The 16,934-nt window shown below is 65.2% G+C and carries 15 protein-coding genes; 6 read left to right on the top strand and 9 right to left on the bottom strand.

What is annotated here, in order from left to right; translation table 11 throughout:
* Window positions 1–159 precede the first annotated feature (159 nt).
* Entirely contained in the window at window positions 160–1,473 is a 1,314-nt protein-coding gene (locus BLT03_RS05090; RefSeq protein ID WP_092740922.1) for a hypothetical protein, read from the top strand.
* Between the two features lie 53 nt (window positions 1,474–1,526).
* On the opposite strand, the gene BLT03_RS05085 is transcribed toward BLT03_RS05090, so the two are convergent.
* The 6 genes from BLT03_RS05085 to BLT03_RS05060 form a co-directional block, all read right to left on the bottom strand.
* Window positions 1,527–2,369, bottom strand: coding sequence for a phosphodiesterase (locus BLT03_RS05085; protein WP_092740920.1), 843 nt, complete (start codon window positions 2,367–2,369; stop codon window positions 1,527–1,529).
* On the bottom strand, window positions 2,366–3,430 hold the full coding sequence (locus tag BLT03_RS05080) for an ABC transporter ATP-binding protein (protein ID WP_092740918.1): 1,065 nt from the start codon (window positions 3,428–3,430) through the stop codon (window positions 2,366–2,368). Before BLT03_RS05080 ends, BLT03_RS05085 begins: the two co-directional genes overlap by 4 nt.
* A complete protein-coding gene (locus BLT03_RS05075; protein WP_092740916.1) occupies window positions 3,420–4,217 on the bottom strand; it encodes an ABC transporter permease in 798 nt (265 codons plus the stop codon). Before BLT03_RS05075 ends, BLT03_RS05080 begins: the two co-directional genes overlap by 11 nt.
* An 11-nt stretch (window positions 4,218–4,228) precedes the next feature.
* Window positions 4,229–5,047 (bottom strand): ABC transporter permease, encoded by an 819-nt coding sequence (locus tag BLT03_RS05070; protein WP_092740914.1) that lies wholly within the window; start codon window positions 5,045–5,047, stop codon window positions 4,229–4,231.
* A gap of 4 nt (window positions 5,048–5,051) precedes the next feature.
* On the bottom strand, window positions 5,052–6,065 hold the full coding sequence (locus tag BLT03_RS05065) for an ABC transporter substrate-binding protein (RefSeq protein ID WP_092740912.1): 1,014 nt from the start codon (window positions 6,063–6,065) through the stop codon (window positions 5,052–5,054).
* 63 nt (window positions 6,066–6,128) lie between these two features.
* A complete protein-coding gene (locus BLT03_RS05060) occupies window positions 6,129–7,121 on the bottom strand; it encodes a LacI family DNA-binding transcriptional regulator (protein WP_092740910.1) in 993 nt (330 codons plus the stop codon).
* 211 nt (window positions 7,122–7,332) lie between these two features.
* Between BLT03_RS05060 and BLT03_RS05055 the strand changes: the two genes are divergently transcribed.
* Window positions 7,333–8,481 (top strand): hypothetical protein, encoded by a 1,149-nt coding sequence (locus BLT03_RS05055; RefSeq protein WP_175537663.1) that lies wholly within the window; start codon window positions 7,333–7,335, stop codon window positions 8,479–8,481.
* Window positions 8,482–8,526: 45 nt separating this feature from the next.
* Here the strand turns inward: BLT03_RS05055 and lspA are convergent, their stop codons facing one another.
* From lspA to BLT03_RS05040, 3 genes are all read right to left on the bottom strand, one after another.
* Window positions 8,527–9,036 carry a signal peptidase II gene (lspA, locus tag BLT03_RS05050; RefSeq protein ID WP_092740906.1) on the bottom strand — a complete coding sequence of 170 codons (510 nt, stop codon included), beginning with the start codon at window positions 9,034–9,036 and terminating at the stop codon, window positions 8,527–8,529.
* Window positions 9,036–11,909, bottom strand: coding sequence for an isoleucine--tRNA ligase (gene ileS, locus BLT03_RS05045; RefSeq protein ID WP_092740904.1), 2,874 nt, complete (start codon window positions 11,907–11,909; stop codon window positions 9,036–9,038). Before ileS ends, lspA begins: the two co-directional genes overlap by 1 nt.
* 109 nt (window positions 11,910–12,018) lie before the next feature.
* Entirely contained in the window at window positions 12,019–13,059 is a 1,041-nt protein-coding gene (locus BLT03_RS05040; protein ID WP_092740902.1) for a bifunctional riboflavin kinase/FAD synthetase, read from the bottom strand.
* 166 nt (window positions 13,060–13,225) lie between these two features.
* Here BLT03_RS05040 and BLT03_RS05035 point away from each other — a divergent pair, with 166 nt between their 5' ends.
* The 4 genes from BLT03_RS05035 (at window position 13,226) to BLT03_RS05020 (ending at window position 16,841) form a co-directional block, all read left to right on the top strand.
* Window positions 13,226–13,783 (top strand): HNH endonuclease, encoded by a 558-nt coding sequence (locus BLT03_RS05035; protein ID WP_092740900.1) that lies wholly within the window; start codon window positions 13,226–13,228, stop codon window positions 13,781–13,783.
* Window positions 13,784–13,899: 116 nt separating this feature from the next.
* On the top strand, window positions 13,900–14,883 hold the full coding sequence (locus BLT03_RS05030; RefSeq protein ID WP_092740898.1) for a TRAP transporter substrate-binding protein: 984 nt from the start codon (window positions 13,900–13,902) through the stop codon (window positions 14,881–14,883).
* 137 nt (window positions 14,884–15,020) lie between these two features.
* Entirely contained in the window at window positions 15,021–15,536 is a 516-nt protein-coding gene (locus tag BLT03_RS05025) for a TRAP transporter small permease (RefSeq protein ID WP_092740896.1), read from the top strand.
* 21 nt (window positions 15,537–15,557) lie between these two features.
* Window positions 15,558–16,841: a TRAP transporter large permease gene (locus BLT03_RS05020; RefSeq protein WP_092740894.1), complete on the top strand. Its 1,284-nt coding sequence runs from the start codon at window positions 15,558–15,560 to the stop codon at window positions 16,839–16,841.
* The last annotated feature ends 93 nt before the right edge of the window (window positions 16,842–16,934 follow it).

Genomic DNA, 16,934 nt, shown 5'->3' with positions numbered 1-16,934 from the left:
ATCGGCCAGCAACCACGGGGCGCGCTGGGTCTGGAGTGCGATGGGGAGGCGGCGGTAAAGCGGTTCGCCTGTCTGGCACAGGCTTCGGGCTTCAGGGGCGGTTTGGAATCCTTGTTTCTGCGCTCGGCTTCCTAACTCAAGCATTCAAAGGGAGAAGCCATGGTCCATATCGTCGATATCACATCGCCCAAGCGAGTCGCCCCTTCCGATACGGAGCGCGGCAAGGGCATCGCACCACCGAGCAAGTCCAGTTCCAAGCCTGGCACGGACGGGCCGCTGAAGGGCCGGGGTGGCGCGCAGGGCAAGCCCATCCAGGACTCCCAAACGGTTGTCGACCATCATCCGGCCTCACACCCCCGTCCCCGTTCGAATACCGGGATTCGGATTCACTCTCCGAAGGCGGGGATGGAGCAGGCAGCGAAAACGGCTGCGATCAGCACGGCGAAGGCTTTGGCCGAGGATGACCGGCGCCGAGACGTTGCAGCTCAAGGGATTTTGAAGATGCTGGGAGAGCCGAAGAGGTATGTCGACGACGCGGGTAAGTCGGTTGAGGAAAACCTCGCCTCGATGCAGGACCATGTCGAGAATCTGCAAGGCATGCTGCAACACAGAGACGCGGCGCTCAGTGCACAGGCCAACCTGCGCATGCAGATGAGTCGTTTGGATGGGCATGCGGAACCGGAGCGGTATAAGAGTTGGGCTCAGGCTGCGTCGATCAATCTGGAAGCGGTTTTTCAGGAGGCAGAGACCGCAGTGCGCGACATGCAGGCGCGGCTGTTTGCGGCGCCTGGGTCTGACGCCGAGTCAGACACGGATGACTATCTGGACGCCCAGACGGACTGGAGTTCGGAGGTGGAAGCCGATACGGAAACCCTTGATGACACCCAATCACGACCCATCACCCCGCAAAAGCAGAGCGTTCCAGTGAAAGCAGAGGCCGCACCGGTGCGTTCTGAGCCGCAAACAACGGCGCCCAGCTTGGCGACCATTGAAACCCCGCCTTCGGATGGGCCTGGGTCCACCCCGCTTGAGCACACGACGGCTACTGAATCTCCCGCTGCGCTGGCTCAAAGAGAGGCCGACAGAGGTCGCCACGAAATGGCCGAGGATCTGCTGGCGCTGAACAGCTTGAACATGGGATATCACACCAGTGGAGCGCTGGAGCTCGTTGGAAACGTGCGTGCGATGAACAGAAGGATTCAAGACCTGGAAGACGTGATCGCGGCAAAAGACGAAATGCTGCGAGGCCATGCTGATCTTGTTGCACAGCTGGACCGCGAAACGCCGGCAGCCCGATTGGATTGGTCGCAGTTCAAGAAATGGGAAGCCGCTGCAGCCGTCAGGCCCGATCAGAAATTCGAAGAACTGGCAGCGTCGATCAGTGCGATCAAAGCCAGGATGCGCAACGGAGTGGAGCATCTGACCAGAATGGAAGGCTATACCGAAGCTGAAATTTTCCCGAGATCACGATGAGCGACTGAGCCTTGGAAAGGCTGTCCAGCCAATGCGTTCGGACTGCCAGCGCGTCAATCGATCAACTGCCCGGCTTCGTGAAACGGGTAAGGTCCTGGGTACGACCCGCTGGCCACGGTGTGGCTCACCACGCGGCCCCCGTGCGGCAGCGCATGCAGCGCAAAGCCCGGCGGCTCCAGCGTCCAGGCCGATGCCGCATCTGGTGCCAGGTCGAGGCACACCTGGTGCGCAGGGGAGGGCACGGTCGCTGCCAGCGTGCCTCCGAACCGTACCTGAATGGCCCGGTGCAGATGACCGCACACGACCCGTTCCACATTGGAATGCCGCGCCACGAGCGCTTCCAAGGCTTCGGCGCCTTCGAGCAGGCCGATGGCGTCCATGTGGCCGATGAGCGTGCGAAACGGTGGGTGGTGCATGGCGATCACGACGGGCCGGCCGCGGTGCGCTTCCAACTGGCGCTCCAGCCAGGCAAGCCGCGCCGTGCAAAGTCCTCCTTCGCTGGCACCGGGCACCACGGTGTCGAGCGCGATCAACTGCAGCCCGCCCAAGGGAACGCTGTATTGCACGAATCCATCTTGGCCCAGGTAGGTGTGTTCTGGAAAGCTGGCGCGCAATTGGTCGCGGTCGTCATGGTTGCCGGGCATCAGGTAGAGCGGCATGGCTCCGAGCGGCGCCAGCAGTTCGCGCAGGTGCGCATATTCCGCGGGCCTGCCGAAGTCGGTCAGGTCGCCGGTGATGACGATGGCGTCGGGCCGCTGCGGCAACTGCAACACCGTTTCCACTGCCTGGCGCAGATAGGACGCAGTGTCCAGTCGCCCGTAAGCCAGTCGGCCAGGTTCGCGGATGTGCAGGTCGGACAGTTGCAGGAGCAGGGTTGTGATCGTGGTCGGGGTCATGGGTGAAGGCTTTCAGTGGCGGACAGGAGCCGATGGGTAGCAATGCGAAAGCCCACCCGCTCGCCTTCGCGCGCTGGGTGGTCGCGGTGCACATCGGCCAGCAGGGGCGAGTGCCCCGGCACGGTCAGGGTGAGTTGCACGCGGTCGCCCAGGAAGCTGCGGCGCACCACATCGGCAGCGCCCCAGCCGTGCAGCGCAGGGCCCACCTCAATGTCTTCGGGCCGCACGAGCCAGGCCTGCGCCGACGCCGCCGCCCCATCGCTGGCCTGCAGTGCGGTGATGTGCGTGGCATGCACCGCTTCGTTCAGGGCTCTGTCGGGCACCACATGGTTCACGCGGCCGAGGAACGTGGCCACGAACGGGTGGGACGGGGTCCGGTACAGCGCCTCGCCATTGCCGACCTGCACGATGCGCCCGGCATGCATCACGGCCAGCCGGTCCGCGATGGCGAGGGCCTCCTGCTGGTCGTGGGTGACATGGATCGCGGTGATGTGCAGGCGTCGCAACAGGTCTGACAGCTCGTCGCGCAGCGATTCCTTGAGCTTGGCGTCCAGCGCGGTGAGCGGCTCGTCGAGCAGCAGCACGCGCGGGCGAACGGCCACTGCGCGGGCCAGGGCCACGCGCTGGCGCTGGCCGCCGGACAGTTCGGCGGGGCGTTTTTTCTCCAGGCCGTTGAGGCGTACCAGGTCGATCAGCTCGCCCACGGTTCGCCGGCGCTCGGCCTCGTCCGTGCCGCGGACCTTCAGGCCATAGCCGATGTTGGCCTCCACCGTCATCTGCGGAAACAGCGCGTAGTGCTGAAACACCATGCCGATGCCGCGCTGTTCGATGGGCCGCTGCGTCACGTCGGTGCCGCCGAAGGCGATGCGGCTGCCTGCGTCGGGCGTCTCCAGCCCGGCGATCAAGCGCAGCAGCGTGGTCTTGCCGCACCCCGATGGCCCCAGCAGGGCCATGACCTCGCCGGGTTCCACCGTCAGGTCGGTGGGCTGCAGGCCGCGCGTGCCGTCGGCATAGGTTTTTGCGCACTGGACGACGTCCACGCGCGTGCGTTCAAGTTCCATGGTGTTTCTCGATGAAAGTGCCGATGGCCTGCAGGCCCCACAGCACGGGCAGGATGACGATCAGAAAGACCAGCGTGTAGGCCGAGCCGATCTCGATGCGCATCGACGCATAGCTGTCGGCCAGCCCCACGGGCAGCGTGCGCGTGAGCGGCGTGTGCAGCATCCAGGTGAGGTTGAACTCGCCCACCGACAGGGTGAACACCATCAGGCTGCCCGCCACGATGGCCGGCAGAACGGCCGGGACCAGCACGCCCAGAAAGCGCTGCGAAAAGCTGGCGCCCAGCGAGCGCGCGGCCTCTTCGAGCGATCGCAGTTCGTTTTTCTGAAAGGCCGAACCGACGGTGCGAACCATGAACGGCAGCGTGAACACCATGTGGCCGACCAGGATGAACGCGAAGCTCTGCCGAAAGCCTTGCAGCGTGCCGTAGGCGAGGATGAGCGCCAGCGCGCTGGCCAGCCCGGGCACGGCGACGGGCAGCGTGAGCAGTTCTTCGAACAGCCGCGCCCAGCGCGAGCGGCTGCGCGCCAGTGCATAGGCGCAGGGTACGCCCAGCACCAGGTTGCCCAGCACACACAGCAGCGCCAGCACCAGCGACCAGCCCACGGTGCCGCCATAGTTTTCCCACACCTCGCCGAGCCAGCGCAGCGTGAGCCCGCTTTTCAGGCCCGCACTGTAGTTGTTGACCAGCCCGGCCATCACCGACAGGGCGATGGGTGCGAGCATGAACAGTGCGACCAGTGCGGTCAGCGCCACCAGCAGTACCGGCGCCTGCCTTGCGTTTCGCATGATTGCGGTCTTCAAAAAGCGGTAGTGCCGGACACGCGGCGCGACACCCACAACACGAGCCAGGTGATCAGCCCGAGCGTGATCGACAAACTGGCCGCCAACGCGAAGTTGGCGTAGTTGGTGAACTCGTTGTAGATGGTGATGGGCAGCACTTCGAACTTGGCCGAGAGCGTGAACGCCGTGCCGAAGGCGCCCATGGCCGTGGCGAAAACGATGGCTCCGCAGGCCAGCGTGGTGGCAGCCAGTTCGGGCACCCACACGTCCCGCGCGACGCGCCAGCGCGAGGCGCCGAGCGAGCGCGCGGCCTCTTCGAGTTGTGCATCCATGCTGCCGGCCGCCGCCGTGTAGGTGGCAATGGCCCGCGGCAGCGAAAAATACAGATAGGCCAGGAACAGGCCGGTGAGCCCATAGGCGAACGTGGTGCGGCCCGCACCCAGAGATTCCGACAGGTCGGCCACCAGCCCCTGCCGCCCGCCCAGGAGGATCATGAAGAAACCCACGATCACGCCGGGGAACGACAGTGGCAGCGTGAGCAGCGACAGCAGCAAGGCACGGCCGCGAAACCGCTGCCGCGCGAGCGTGATGCCCACCAGCGCGCCCAGCACCAGGGTGGCCAGCGTGACGGCGAGCGACAGTCCCAGCGTTTGCAGCATGCTTTGCAGATAGCGCGCATGGGTCAGCACCGCGAAGTAGGTGGCCCAGCCCTTGGCCGCCGGCAGGGCCAGCAGCAGGGCGACGGGCAGCAGCCAGAACGCCGCGAAGAACGCCACGGCCGGTGCGGCGCACGCCAGCAGTACCGGGCGCGAGGGAGCAGAACCACCGTGGCCCATGGCGTTACTGCACTTCCTTCAGATAGCGGTCGGAGAACGCCTTCTGCGCAGCGGCCATGCGGCCGTAGTCGACCGTCTTGGCGCGTGCATAGTCGCTCGCCGGCAGGAAGCGGGCCTGGACATCCTTGGGCATGGCGCTGGCGCGCACGGGCCGCAGATACGCATTGGCCCAGAGGGACTGGCCTTCGTCGGACAGCACGAAATCCAGCACCTTCCTGGCATCGGCTGCGTGTGGAGCGTTGGCCACCAGGCTCATCACGTAAGGCACCACCACCGTGCCGTCTGCGGGGATGACGAACTGCACATTGGCCTGGTCCTTGTATTTGGCGCGATAGGCGTTGAAGTCGTAATCCAGCAGGATCGCGATCTCGCCCGACAGCACGCGGGCATAGGCCGTCTGCTTGGGCACGATGGGCTCGTTCTTCTGCAGCGCCTTGAAGTAGTCGATGCCGGGGGCGAAGTTGTCCAGCGTGCCGCCGCGCGCCTGGTTGGCGGCCACCGCGCCCACGTAGCCCACGAAGGCCGATGCGGGATCGAGGTAGCCGATCAAGCCTTTGTAGTCGGGCTTGAGCAAATCGGCCCACGACTGCGGCACCGGTTTGCCCTTGAGCGCATCGACATTCACCATGAAGCCGAGCGTGCCCGAGTGGATGGTGAACCAGTGGCCGGCCGGATCCTTGAGGCCTTCTGGAATGTCTTTCCATCCCGCCGGCTGATAGGTGCCCACCACGCCGTCTTTCTGCGCCTGGATGGCGAACGTGACGCCCAGGTAGGCCACGTCGGCGACCGGGCTCGCGCGCTCGGCCACCATCTGCGCCAGGGCCTGGCCGGAGTTTTTATTGTCCGGTGGCACCGTGACACCCGTGCGGGCCTTGATGGCCTTGAGCTGGCTGCCCCAGTCGGCCCATTCGGGCGGGCAGTTGTAGCAGATGGCGGTCTGCGCCATGGCCGCAGCGCCCGAGGCGAGTCCGAAGGCCAGCACCGTGGTGCGGATCAGGGTTTGCAAAGTGTGTTTCATCGAAGGCTCCAAAAAACAGGCTGAACTGAAAGGGGAGGTGGGCAATGGGTGGTTTGGTGCCGGTCAGGCGCCTGCGCAGGATTCACCGGCACGGAAGTGGTGGGGCAGCGTCAGGCTGGCCCCTGGTGCCAGGGGCGTGTTGGCTGCCATGGCCTGGATCAGCAGTTCCACGCTGCAGCGGCCGATATCGGCGTTGGGCTGGGCCACAGTGCTGAGCACAGGTGTCAGGTCCTGCCCCAGCGCGATGCCATCGAAGCCCACCACGCTCAGGTCCCGGGGTACGGCCAGGCCCGCCTTGTGGGCTGCGCGCAGGCATCGGATCGCGATCAGGTCGTTGGAGCACACCAGGGCCGTGGGGCGGTCGGCCCCGCGCAGCAACTGGGCCACCTCGTCCACCGCGGTTTCCACGAAAGGGACTTCGACCACCGGTGCCGGTGCGAGCCCGGCGGTCTCCATGCCGCGCCGATAGCCCCGGCAGCGCTGCTGGGCGCGGTCGGAGGCGGCCAGCAGTCCGCTCACCATGGCGATGCGCTGGTGCCCCAGCGCCACCAGCCGCGCCACCAGATCGGCCACGGCGCCCTCGCTGTCCACCGATACGCAGGCATGGCCGGGGTGCCGGTTGTAGGCCAGCACATAGGGCAGCCCCGTCGCGGCCAAACGTGCAAGCGCGGCCGAAGCCTCCGGCTGCGACACCACGAGGATCATCCCGTCCACATTCCCGGCCAGCAGCAGATGCACCGCACGTTCTTCCTGAGCGAGCAGGTAGTCCGTGGTGAACGGCAGGATGGCATAGCCCCCCAGCGCTGCGGCGCGCGCGATGCCTTCCAGGCATTCGGCGAACACGGGGTTGAGCAGCGTGGGCAGCACCACGCCGATGACGCGGCTGCGCTGCGTGCGCAGGGTGCGGGCGCTGGCGTTGGGCGAGTAGCCCAGCCGATCCGCCACGCCGAGCACGAGGTCGCGTGTGGCAGGGGTGACCTTGTCCGGCAGGTTGAAGGCGCGGGACACGGTGGCGACCGAGACCCCGGCTTCGCGGGCGACGTCCTGGATGGTCATTGGGAAAGAGCGTGGATGAGTCATGCCGTGTAATCGATTTCATGGCATTGGAGCGGGGCGGCATGACGGCGTCGTGACAGCTGAGCGAGGTCAATGGACTTCGCTTCGCACGCGCATGAAAACCTTCGCAGATCGACCGTCGCTAAATGTCCGGTTGGAGCACCCTTTAGGGCGCCAAGACCTGTTTCTTGACGATCAAACCGGAGCAGCCATGGTCGCGCCCCTTTCCACCCACAACTCTCAGCATGCACAGCGGCCTGCAGCAGCTGTGGTTGATGGCGGGCAGGTGGTGATTCATCAGGCCCCTGCTGCTGCTTCCCGCGCAGCTTCTACAGCGATACCGGTGCGCGAACCGTCATCCGGAGGACTTCCTCCCCGCCAACATGGTGCGTTGTCGCGAAATGCGCTGTCTCGGCAAAATGATGCCCGGTTGCGCGACTACGTGATGGCGCGCGCCATCGATGGCCAAGTGGTGGATGGCGCAGATCTGTCGCGGCTGCGGCGGGCCAATCTGACGGTCGACGCGGTTCGCGCAATGCTGCCTTGGGGACGGGGCAATGTGGCCGTCGATATCGAGCGCACTCAGGGAGAGAGTTCACGCAGAAGTTTGGCGTGCCAGATCATGGCAGACCAACTGATACAGATGGCGGGTTGGCCTGCGATCCAGGCGCGAGCCACTGCGGCGCTGTTTTCTCAGGCTGGGACCTGCGATCACCATGCAGCACTGGGCGTGATGTTGCATGCGCCGCACCTTCGTCCGGATGAGGTGCTTTACCAGGTGACTTCTTCCCAGATCGGCCATGTGTGGGCGGAATGGCGCCAGGAGACAAATCCCAGTAGTGCGTTCGAACTGGTCATGGACCCGTGGATGGATGGCCCGGCGGTATTCGCATCGGACGGTCAGTTGTCGGACGTGCCCGGCAACACCCAGTCTTATTTCAACTTTTCTCAGACCTCCGCCTTGGTCGCCAAAACCGAGACGGATTGGCTGATCGCTCATTCCGGGGATCGGCTGAGTGCAGCGTTCCTGCAAACACGCGCAGCGGTTGCACCCGATTTCCGCTGGCCGCCTGACGTGACCTATCGTGGAATGCCAGTGGTCAGTCGGGCTTTCGAGTTGCGCGTCCAGACCAAGCTCGATCGCGTGCTCGACACCGCCAAGGCCGCCAAGTTAGGGGTGTCCGGCGATGCACTGGCGGCACCACCGAGCCTGCAAAAGGCCCGGCGCAGCCTGCTCAATGCCACCATGGCAGTGGGTGTGGCCCGCGAGATGACGCCCGGCTTGAGCATTCAGGCTGCGAAAGAAGAAGTGCCTGGCCTGCTGCACGGCGCGCGGCACCAACTTCGAAAAGGCCGCTGACATTTGGGGTGAGGGCCTCCGCGGTCGGGTCGACCCGACCGGGACTCAGGAAGACCGCTTCACCCGCCGCAGCTCATCCAGGATCAGGCAGGCGGCTCCCACCGTGATGGCCGAGTCCGCCAGATTGAAGGCTGGAAAGTGCCAGCCACGCGCGTGGAAGTCGAGAAAATCGACCACGTAGCCGTGCATCATGCGGTCCACCACGTTGCCCACCGCCCCGCCCAGAATGCTGGACAGCGCAAAGCAAAACAGCTTCTGTCCGGGGTGCGCACGCAGTTGCCACACGATGAACAGCGTGGCCGCCACGCCGATCCCGGTGAACACCCAGCGCTGCCAGCCGCCTGCATCCGCCAGGAACGAGAAGGCCGCGCCCGTGTTGTGCGCGCGCACGATGTTGAAGAAGCTGGTGATGTAGGTGGCATCGCCCAGCCGGTAGTAGCCCAGGATCAGCGTCTTGGTGAACTGGTCTGCGATCAGGATCAGCAGCGCCCAGACGAGCCACGGCCACATCTTGCCGCCCGAGGCGGATGACGACGAAAAGCTGCTGCGGGCCATTACGCGTGCTCCCGCGCTTCGCCCGCGCCGAACAGGTTGCTGGTGCAGCGGCCGCACAGGGTGGGGTGGGCCGGGTCCTGGCCCACGTCGCTGCGGTAGTGCCAGCAGCGTTCGCACTTTGTGTCGGAACTGGCCTTGACGCTTATCTGAAGGGCATCTCCAGCTACTAATTCGATAGCGGATGTGATGAGCACGAACTTCAAGTCATCGCCCAGGCTGGCCAGCAGCGCATGGTCCTCGGGAGCGGCCGTCAGGGTGACGGTGGCTTGCAGCGACGAGCCCACCTGGCCAGCGGCACGCAGTGCTTCGATCTCCTTGTTCACCGCGTCGCGGATCGCGCGCAGGCGGCTCCACTTCGCCAAGAGGCCTTCGTCCGCGCCCGCGATGGAGCCGTAGGTTTCCAGGAAGATGGATTCGGACGCGCCGAACACCTTCCACGCCTCTTCGGCCGTGAACGACAGGAAGGGCGCCATCCAGCGCAGCATGGCGTGCGTGATCTGGTAGAGCGCGGTCTGGGCGCTGCGGCGGGCGAGGCTCTTGGGCGCCGTGGTGTACAGGCGGTCTTTCAGCACATCGAGGTAGAAGCCGCCCAGGTCTTCCGAGCAATACAGCTGCAGCTTTGCCACCACGGGGTGGAACTCGTACACCTTGTAGTGGGCCAGCACCTCGGCCTGGAATTCGGCGGCGCGCGTCAACGCGTAGCGGTCGATCTCCAGCATCTGGTCGAACGGAACGGCGTCGGCTTTTGGGTCGAAATCGCTCACGTTGGCCAGCAGGAAGCGCAGCGTGTTGCGGATGCGGCGGTACGCGTCCACCACGCGCGCCAGGATCTTGTCGTCGCCCGCAATGTCGCCCGAGTAATCGCTCGCGGCCACCCACAGGCGGATGATCTCGGCGCCGAGCTTCTTGTTGATCTCTTGCGGATCGATGCCGTTGCCCAGCGACTTGCTCATCTTGCGGCCCTGGCTGTCCACGGTGAAGCCGTGGGTCAGCAGGCCCTTGTATGGCGCGCGGCCTTCCAGAGCGCTGGCCAACAGCAGCGAACTGTGGAACCAGCCGCGGTGCTGGTCATGGCCTTCCAGGTACAGGTCGGCCTCGGGGCCAGTGTCGTGGTGCACGCCGGGGTGCGTGCCGCGCAGCACGTGAAAGAAGGTGGAGCCGGAGTCGAACCACACTTCCAGGATGTCGGTGCTCTTGGTGTAGCAGGCTGCGTCCTCGGCACCCAGGATCTCTTCGGGCGTGACGCGGCTCCAGGCCTCGATGCCGCCCTTTTCCACGATGTCGGCCGCCTGGTCCATGATTTCCATGGTGCGCGGGTGCAGCTCTCCCGAATCCTTGTGCAGGAAGAACGGGATGGGCACGCCCCAGCTGCGCTGGCGCGAGATGCACCAGTCGGGCCGGTTGGCAATCATGTCGTGCAGGCGGCCCTTGCCGTTCTCGGGGTAGAAGCTGGTGTGCTCGATGGCCTCCAGCGCCGTCTGGCGCAGGGTCTTGGGCGCCTTGTCCTTGGTGAACACGCCTTCGCCTTCGTCCATGCGGATGAACCACTGTGCGGCTGCGCGGTAGATCACCGGCGTCTTGTGGCGCCAGCAGTGCGGGTAGCTGTGGGTGATGTCCTTGGTGGCCATCAGGCGGCCGGCATTGCGCAGCGCTTCGATGACGACCGGCACGGCCTTCCAGATGTGCTGGCCGCCGAACAGTGGAAAGTCCGCCGCATAGGTGCCGTTGCCCTGCACGGGGTTCAGGATGTCGTCGAGCGCCAGGCCATGCGCGCGGCAGGAGTTGAAATCCTCCAGACCATAGGCGGGCGAGGAATGCACGATGCCGGTGCCGTCGTCGGCCGTGGCGTAGTCGGCCAGGTACACGGGCGACAGGCGGCGGTAGCCGTAGCTGCCGTCTTCGCTCTTCACGTCGTACAGCGGATGTTCGAACTCCAGGCCGCCGAGCTTTTCGCCCAGGGCCGTGGCCAGCACCTGGCCGGTGAGGCCGTAGCGCGCCATGCAATCCTCGACCAGCGATTCGGCCAGCACCAGCAGGCCGCGCTCGGTGTCCACCAGCGCGTAGGTCAGGGCCGGGTTCAGGTTCAGCGCCTGGTTGGCCGGGATGGTCCAGGCCGTGGTGGTCCAGATGACCGCGAAGGCATCCTTGTCGAGTGCCGGCAGGCCGAAGGCATTGGCCAACCGGGCGGGCTCGTGTGCCTTGAAGGCCACATCCAGCGTGGTGCTCTTCTTGTCCTGGTATTCGATCTCGAATTCGGCCAGCGACGAGCCGCAGTCGAAGCACCAGTAAACCGGCTTCAAGCCCCGGTACACGAAGCCGCGCTCCATCACGCGCTTGAACGCGCGGATTTCGCCTGCCTCGTTGGCGAAGTTCATCGTCTTGTAGGGGTTGTCCCATTCGCCCAGCACACCAAGGCGCTGGAAGTCAGCCATCTGCTGCGCAATCTGCTCCGTGGCGTAGGCACGGCTCTTGGCCTGCATGTCGTCGCGGCTCAGGTTGCGGCCGTGCTTTTTCTCGATGGCGTTTTCGATCGGCAGACCATGGCAGTCCCAGCCGGGCACATAGAGCGCGTCGAAGCCTTCGAGTTGGCGCGCCTTGGTGATCATGTCCTTCAGGATCTTGTTGACCGCGTGACCCATGTGGATCTGCCCGTTGGCGTAGGGCGGGCCATCGTGCAGGATGAACTTCGGGGCGCCGCAGCGGGCATCGCGCAGTTTCTTGTAGATGCCTTTTTCGTCCCACTCCTTCACCCAGCCCGGCTCGCGCTTGGGCAGATCGCCGCGCATCGGGAAAGCGGTGTCGGGCAGGTTGAGCGTGGCGCGGTAGTCCGTGCCGGTGGAGGGGGTGGGGGTGGCGTTCGTGTTCTCGGACATGGCGGGACCTAAGGAGCGGGCCGTTCCGGGCCATGGCCTGGAACGCAGGAAGAGAAGAAAGAAGAAGGGGCGGACGGGGCCGCAGGACTGCGCTGCGGCACGGGGACCGTCAAATTCGGTCGCGCGTGGTCTGGCGACGGGTCTCGGCGTGCGTGGAAGCGTAGAAGTACGCGCGCGCATCATCGCAGTCCTGGGCGATGCCGCGGGTGAGGGCGTCGAAGCTGTCGTATTTCAGCTCGTCGTGCAGTTTGTGCAGAAGTTCCACGCGGACGATTTTACCGTACGCCCCTTCCGGCCCCAGATCGTCCGGCCACTCCAGGCAATGCGTCTCCAGCAGCACGCGGCCGCCGTTCACGTCCTTCGGATCGAGAGATGGCCGCACGCCCAGGTTGGCCACGCCCGGCAGGGGTGCAGTGCCCAGCCCATGGACCCGCACCACGAAGATGCCGCCCGCGGCCGGCTTCCAGTGGGCAAAACGCAGGTTGAGCGTGCGAAAACCGTCGCCGGCACCTTCGCGGCTGGCGCCCAGTTCACGGCCGAGCTTGCGCCCGTGCACCACGTGGCCCGAGATGGCATAGGGGCGGCCCAGCAGGCGTGCAGCGTCTTCCATGCGGCCGGCGGCAAGGGCCTCACGCACGGCCGAGCTCGATACCCGCAGGCCGTGCACTTCGTAGCTGTTCATGCGGGCCACTTCGAAGCCTTGGCTTCGCCCGGCGCCATCCAGCATGGCGTAGTCGCCCGCGCGTTGTGCGCCGAAGCGGAAGTCGTCGCCCACCAGCACGTAGCGCGCGCCCAGGCCGCGCACCAGCACGTCTTCGATGAACGCCGGCGCGGGCTGGCTGGCCAGCCGTTCGTTGAAAGGCAGCACGACGGTCTGCTGCACGCCGCAGCGGCGCAGTTCGTCCAGTTTGTCGCGCAGGGTGCCGATGCGGGCGGGGGCCAGTTCAGGGCGTTGGCGGGCTCCGGCGAAGTAATCGCGCGGGTGGGGCTCGAAGGTCAGCACGCAGCTGGGCACGCCGCGGTGCGCCGCCTCGTTGTTCAACAGCGCCAGCATGGCCTGGTGCCCGCGGTGCACGCCGTCGAAATTGCCGATGGTGAGGGCGCAGGCCGATGCGATGTCGGGGTGATGGAAGCCTCGGAAGATCTTCATCGGAGTGCTTTACTTTTGATAGCGCCTTGCGCAGGTACAGCAAGCGCTGGACGCCAATTTGTCATGAACGGAGTATATTGTGAGCCACAGCGCGGCCTTGGCACGCCGCCCGTGAGACATCAGCGTTCCGAATCCTTGTGTGCATCGTTGTAGCAGGAGGCGAGTTGTGAAGGTCTTGAAGTTGTCGGCCCAGGGGTTGCCCCAATCGTGGATTTCGCTCGAGCAGGCGGTCATTCACTATGCCGCGGGCGAGGTGCGCTGGGAATCCGGCGGCCAGATCGCCCGGTTTCGCGGCGGCCACAACGCGGTGACGGGCGAGCAGTCGGTCATCGGCATCAACAGCATCATCGGCACCAAGGGCGTGCCGGCCATCAACCCGTTCAACCTCAAGCCCAGCCTCACCAACGGCAAGCTCTTTGCTCGCGACCGCAACGTCTGCGCCTACTGCGGCGGGCATTTCCACGAAGAAGACCTGACGCGCGAACACATCGTGCCGTATGCGCGCCAGGGCGTGGACCACTGGATGAACGTGGTCACCGCCTGCCGGCCCTGCAACCACCGCAAGGGCCCGCGCACGCCCGAGCAGGCGCACATGCCGCTGCTCTATGCGCCCTATGTTCCCAGCCTGTGGGAGGATTTCATCTTGCGCAACCGCCGGATCCTGGCGGACCAGATGGAGTTTCTGATGGCGCACGTGCCCAAATCGTCCCGCCTGCTGGACTGATCGAAAAAAAGCGCCTGCGCAGGTACTTTCCCCGAGGGCAGGGGGCAGGGGCTGCGGGAATAATCCCTGCCTCCTCTGCCACAACGCCCCCCGGGGCCCTAGATCGGACCGTTCCCATGCGCATTGCCTCCCGCCGCCTGTTGCTGGCCGCCGCCGTTGCCGGCCTGCCCGCCATTTCCGTATTTGCCCAGCAGGCCAAGGAAGTCAAGGTCGGCTATGCGCTGGCGATCAATTCGCACTACGGCGCTGCAGCGCAGGCCTGGTCGGATACGGTCGAGAAGGGCACCAACGGTGCTTTCAAATTCAAGCAGTTTCCGTCGAGCGCCCTCGGTGGCGAGCGCGAGCTGATCGAAGGCTTGCAACTGGGCACCGTGGAGGCCGTGATCGTTTCCACCGGCGCACTGAGCAACTTCGTGCCCGACGTGGGCGTGGTGGATATTCCCTTTCTGTTCCGCGACACGGCCCACGCCCGCGCGGTATTGGACGGCGCCTTTGGCCAGGAACTGCTAGGCAAGTTCAAGGCCCGCGGCTTGATCGCGCTGGCCTGGGGCGAGCAGGGCTTTCGGCACCTGACGAACAACAAGCACCCGGTGAGCACGCCGGCCGACCTCAAGGGCCTCAAAATCCGCGTGACCGAGAACCCCGTGCACATCACGGCCTTCCGCACGCTGGGCGCATCGCCCACGCCCATGTCCTGGCCCGAAGTGATCGGCGCGCTGCAGCAGGGCACGATCGACGGGCAGGAAAACCCCATGTCGGTGATCGTCTCGGCCAAGCTGCCGCAGGTGCAGAAGTACCTGTCGCTGACCGGCCATGTCTACGCGCCCATGGCGCTGATCGTGTCGCCGAACTTCTGGTCGGGCCTTACCGATGCGCAGAAGGCCACTTTCACCCAAGGCGCCAAGGCCGGAGCGGCCGCTTCGCGCAAATTCGTGGACGACGTGGAGCAAAAGGGTCTGGCCGAGGTCAAGGCAGCCGGCATGCAGGTGGTCGAGTCCGTGGACAAGGCCGCCTTCCAGAAGGCCCTGGAGCCTGCCTACAAGCAGTACGCCACCAAGTTCGGCCAGAAGACGCTGGACCAGATCACCGGCACCAAGTGATGGCCGGCGCGCCCGAGGCCTTCTCTGGCGTTCGCTGCGTTCTGCTGCCCGGCCTGGCCGGGCTTTTTCCGTTTTGATCCCGTTGGATCGATCGATTTCTGATCCGCGCCGTCAGGCGCCTTCCATTCCATGATTCCATGCTGAACCGATTCGAGCGCGCTCTCGTCGCCTGCAACCGCTGGCTGCTCATCATCTTGCTGCTGGCCATGGCCTGCATCGTCTTCGCCAACGTGGTGCTGCGCTACACCACTGGCGATTCCATCGTCTGGGCGGAAGAGGTGGCCCGGCACCTGATGATCTGGGGCACTTTCCTCGGAGCGGGCCTGGTGCTGCGCTTCGGCGGGCATGTGGCGATCGACAACCTGCACCATCCCCTTGGTCCTGTCGGCGCGCGCTGGATGCGTGGATTGATCGTGGTGGGGCTGGGCATTTTCTTTCTGGTCATGGCCTGGTTTTCGATGCAATACGTGTGGGCCACGCGCTTTCAGACCACGCCCGCCACCGACATTGCGTTCGCTTGGATCTATTCGGCCATGCCTGCGGGCTTTGTCCTGCTGTTCGTGCACCTGTTGTTCATGGCCCGTGGCTATGTGCGGGATGGGCGCTATGTCGAGTCCGACGAGATGGACGCCGAGTCCGCCGCGTCGCTGTGACGTTCCCGAGGACCTGACTTCATGGCCATCACCCTTTTCGTTTCCGCCATCGTCCTGATGGCGCTGGGCTTTCCCGTTGCCTTCGCGCTGGCCATGTCGGCCGCCATCGCCGTGTTCGTCGGCGGGCGCTATCCGCAGTTGATCGTGTTCAAGGAGATGTTCACCGGCATCGACAGCTTTCCGCTGATGGCCGTGCCCTTCTTCATTCTGGCGGCCGAGATCATGTCCGGCGGCGCGCTCACGGTGGTGCTGCTGCGCTTCGCAGCGCAGTTCGTGGGCCATCTTCGCGGCGGGCTGGGGCATGCCAACATCCTGTCGCTCACGCTGTTCTCGGGCATCTCGGGCTCGGCCCTGGCCGACGCGGCGGGGCCCGGCTCGATGATGGTCAAGATGATGGACAAGGCCGGCTATTCGCGCGCCTATGCTGCCGCGCTCACCGCCAGCACGGCCATCGTGGGGCCGATCATTCCGCCTTCGATCATCATGATCATCTACGCGCTGCAGGACGAACAGGTGTCCGTGGGCGGGCTTTTCATCGCCGGCTTCGCGCCGGGATTACTGATCGCCGCAGCCATGGCTTTCGTCAACTGGCGCGTTTGCGTTCGCCGCGACTACCGATCGCGCGAGCCGCGGCCGAGCCGTGCCGAGATGCTGACCAACAGCGTCCGGGCGATTCCCGCACTGATGCTGGTCGTGCTGATCCTGGTGGGCATCCGGTTTGGCATCTTCACGCCCACCGAGGCGTCGGTGGTGGCGGTGTTTTACGCGCTCATCTGCGGCAAGTGGATCTACCGCACGCTCGAATGGAAGGCATTGCCCCACATCGCTGCGCGCTCAGCGTTGCTGACCGCATCGGTGCTGCTGGTGGTGGCGGCGTCGGCGGCCTTCGCCTGGGTGCTGACGATCGAAGGCATTCCCCAGCAACTGGCGGAAACCATCGTGGGGTGGAACCTGTCGCCGGTCACGTTCCTGATCGCGGTGAACATTCTGCTGCTGCTGTTCGGCATCTTCATGGAGCCGCTGCCGGGCGTGATGATCCTCGTGCCCATCCTGGCGCCGATTTCTGCGGCGCTGGGCATCGATCCGATCCACTTCGCCATGGTGGTGATCGTCAACCTCACCCTGGGCATGATCACGCCGCCCGTGGGCGGGTTGCTGTTCGTGACCTCCGTGGCCACCAAGGTGCCACTGGCGGCACTCACCAAGGAACTGCCGCCGTTCCTGCTGGCGCATCTGGCAGTGCTGATGCTGCTGACCTTCGTGCCGGCGATCTCCACGTGGCTGCCGCACGCTCTGGGCTTCTAGCCAATCGCTGGTGAGCGCCGGCTTTATGCAGGCATGAAAAAAGCGCGGCATCGGCCGCGCTTTTTTCGTGGAGCGTTTGAAGCTACCGCTTTT

This window comes from Paracidovorax valerianellae (assembly GCF_900102625.1).
In the GTDB taxonomy this organism is placed as follows: Bacteria; Pseudomonadota; Gammaproteobacteria; order Burkholderiales; family Burkholderiaceae_C; genus Paracidovorax; species Paracidovorax valerianellae.
Note: the sequence above shows the minus strand (reverse complement) of the source record. Positions and strands in the feature narration are given on the sequence as shown.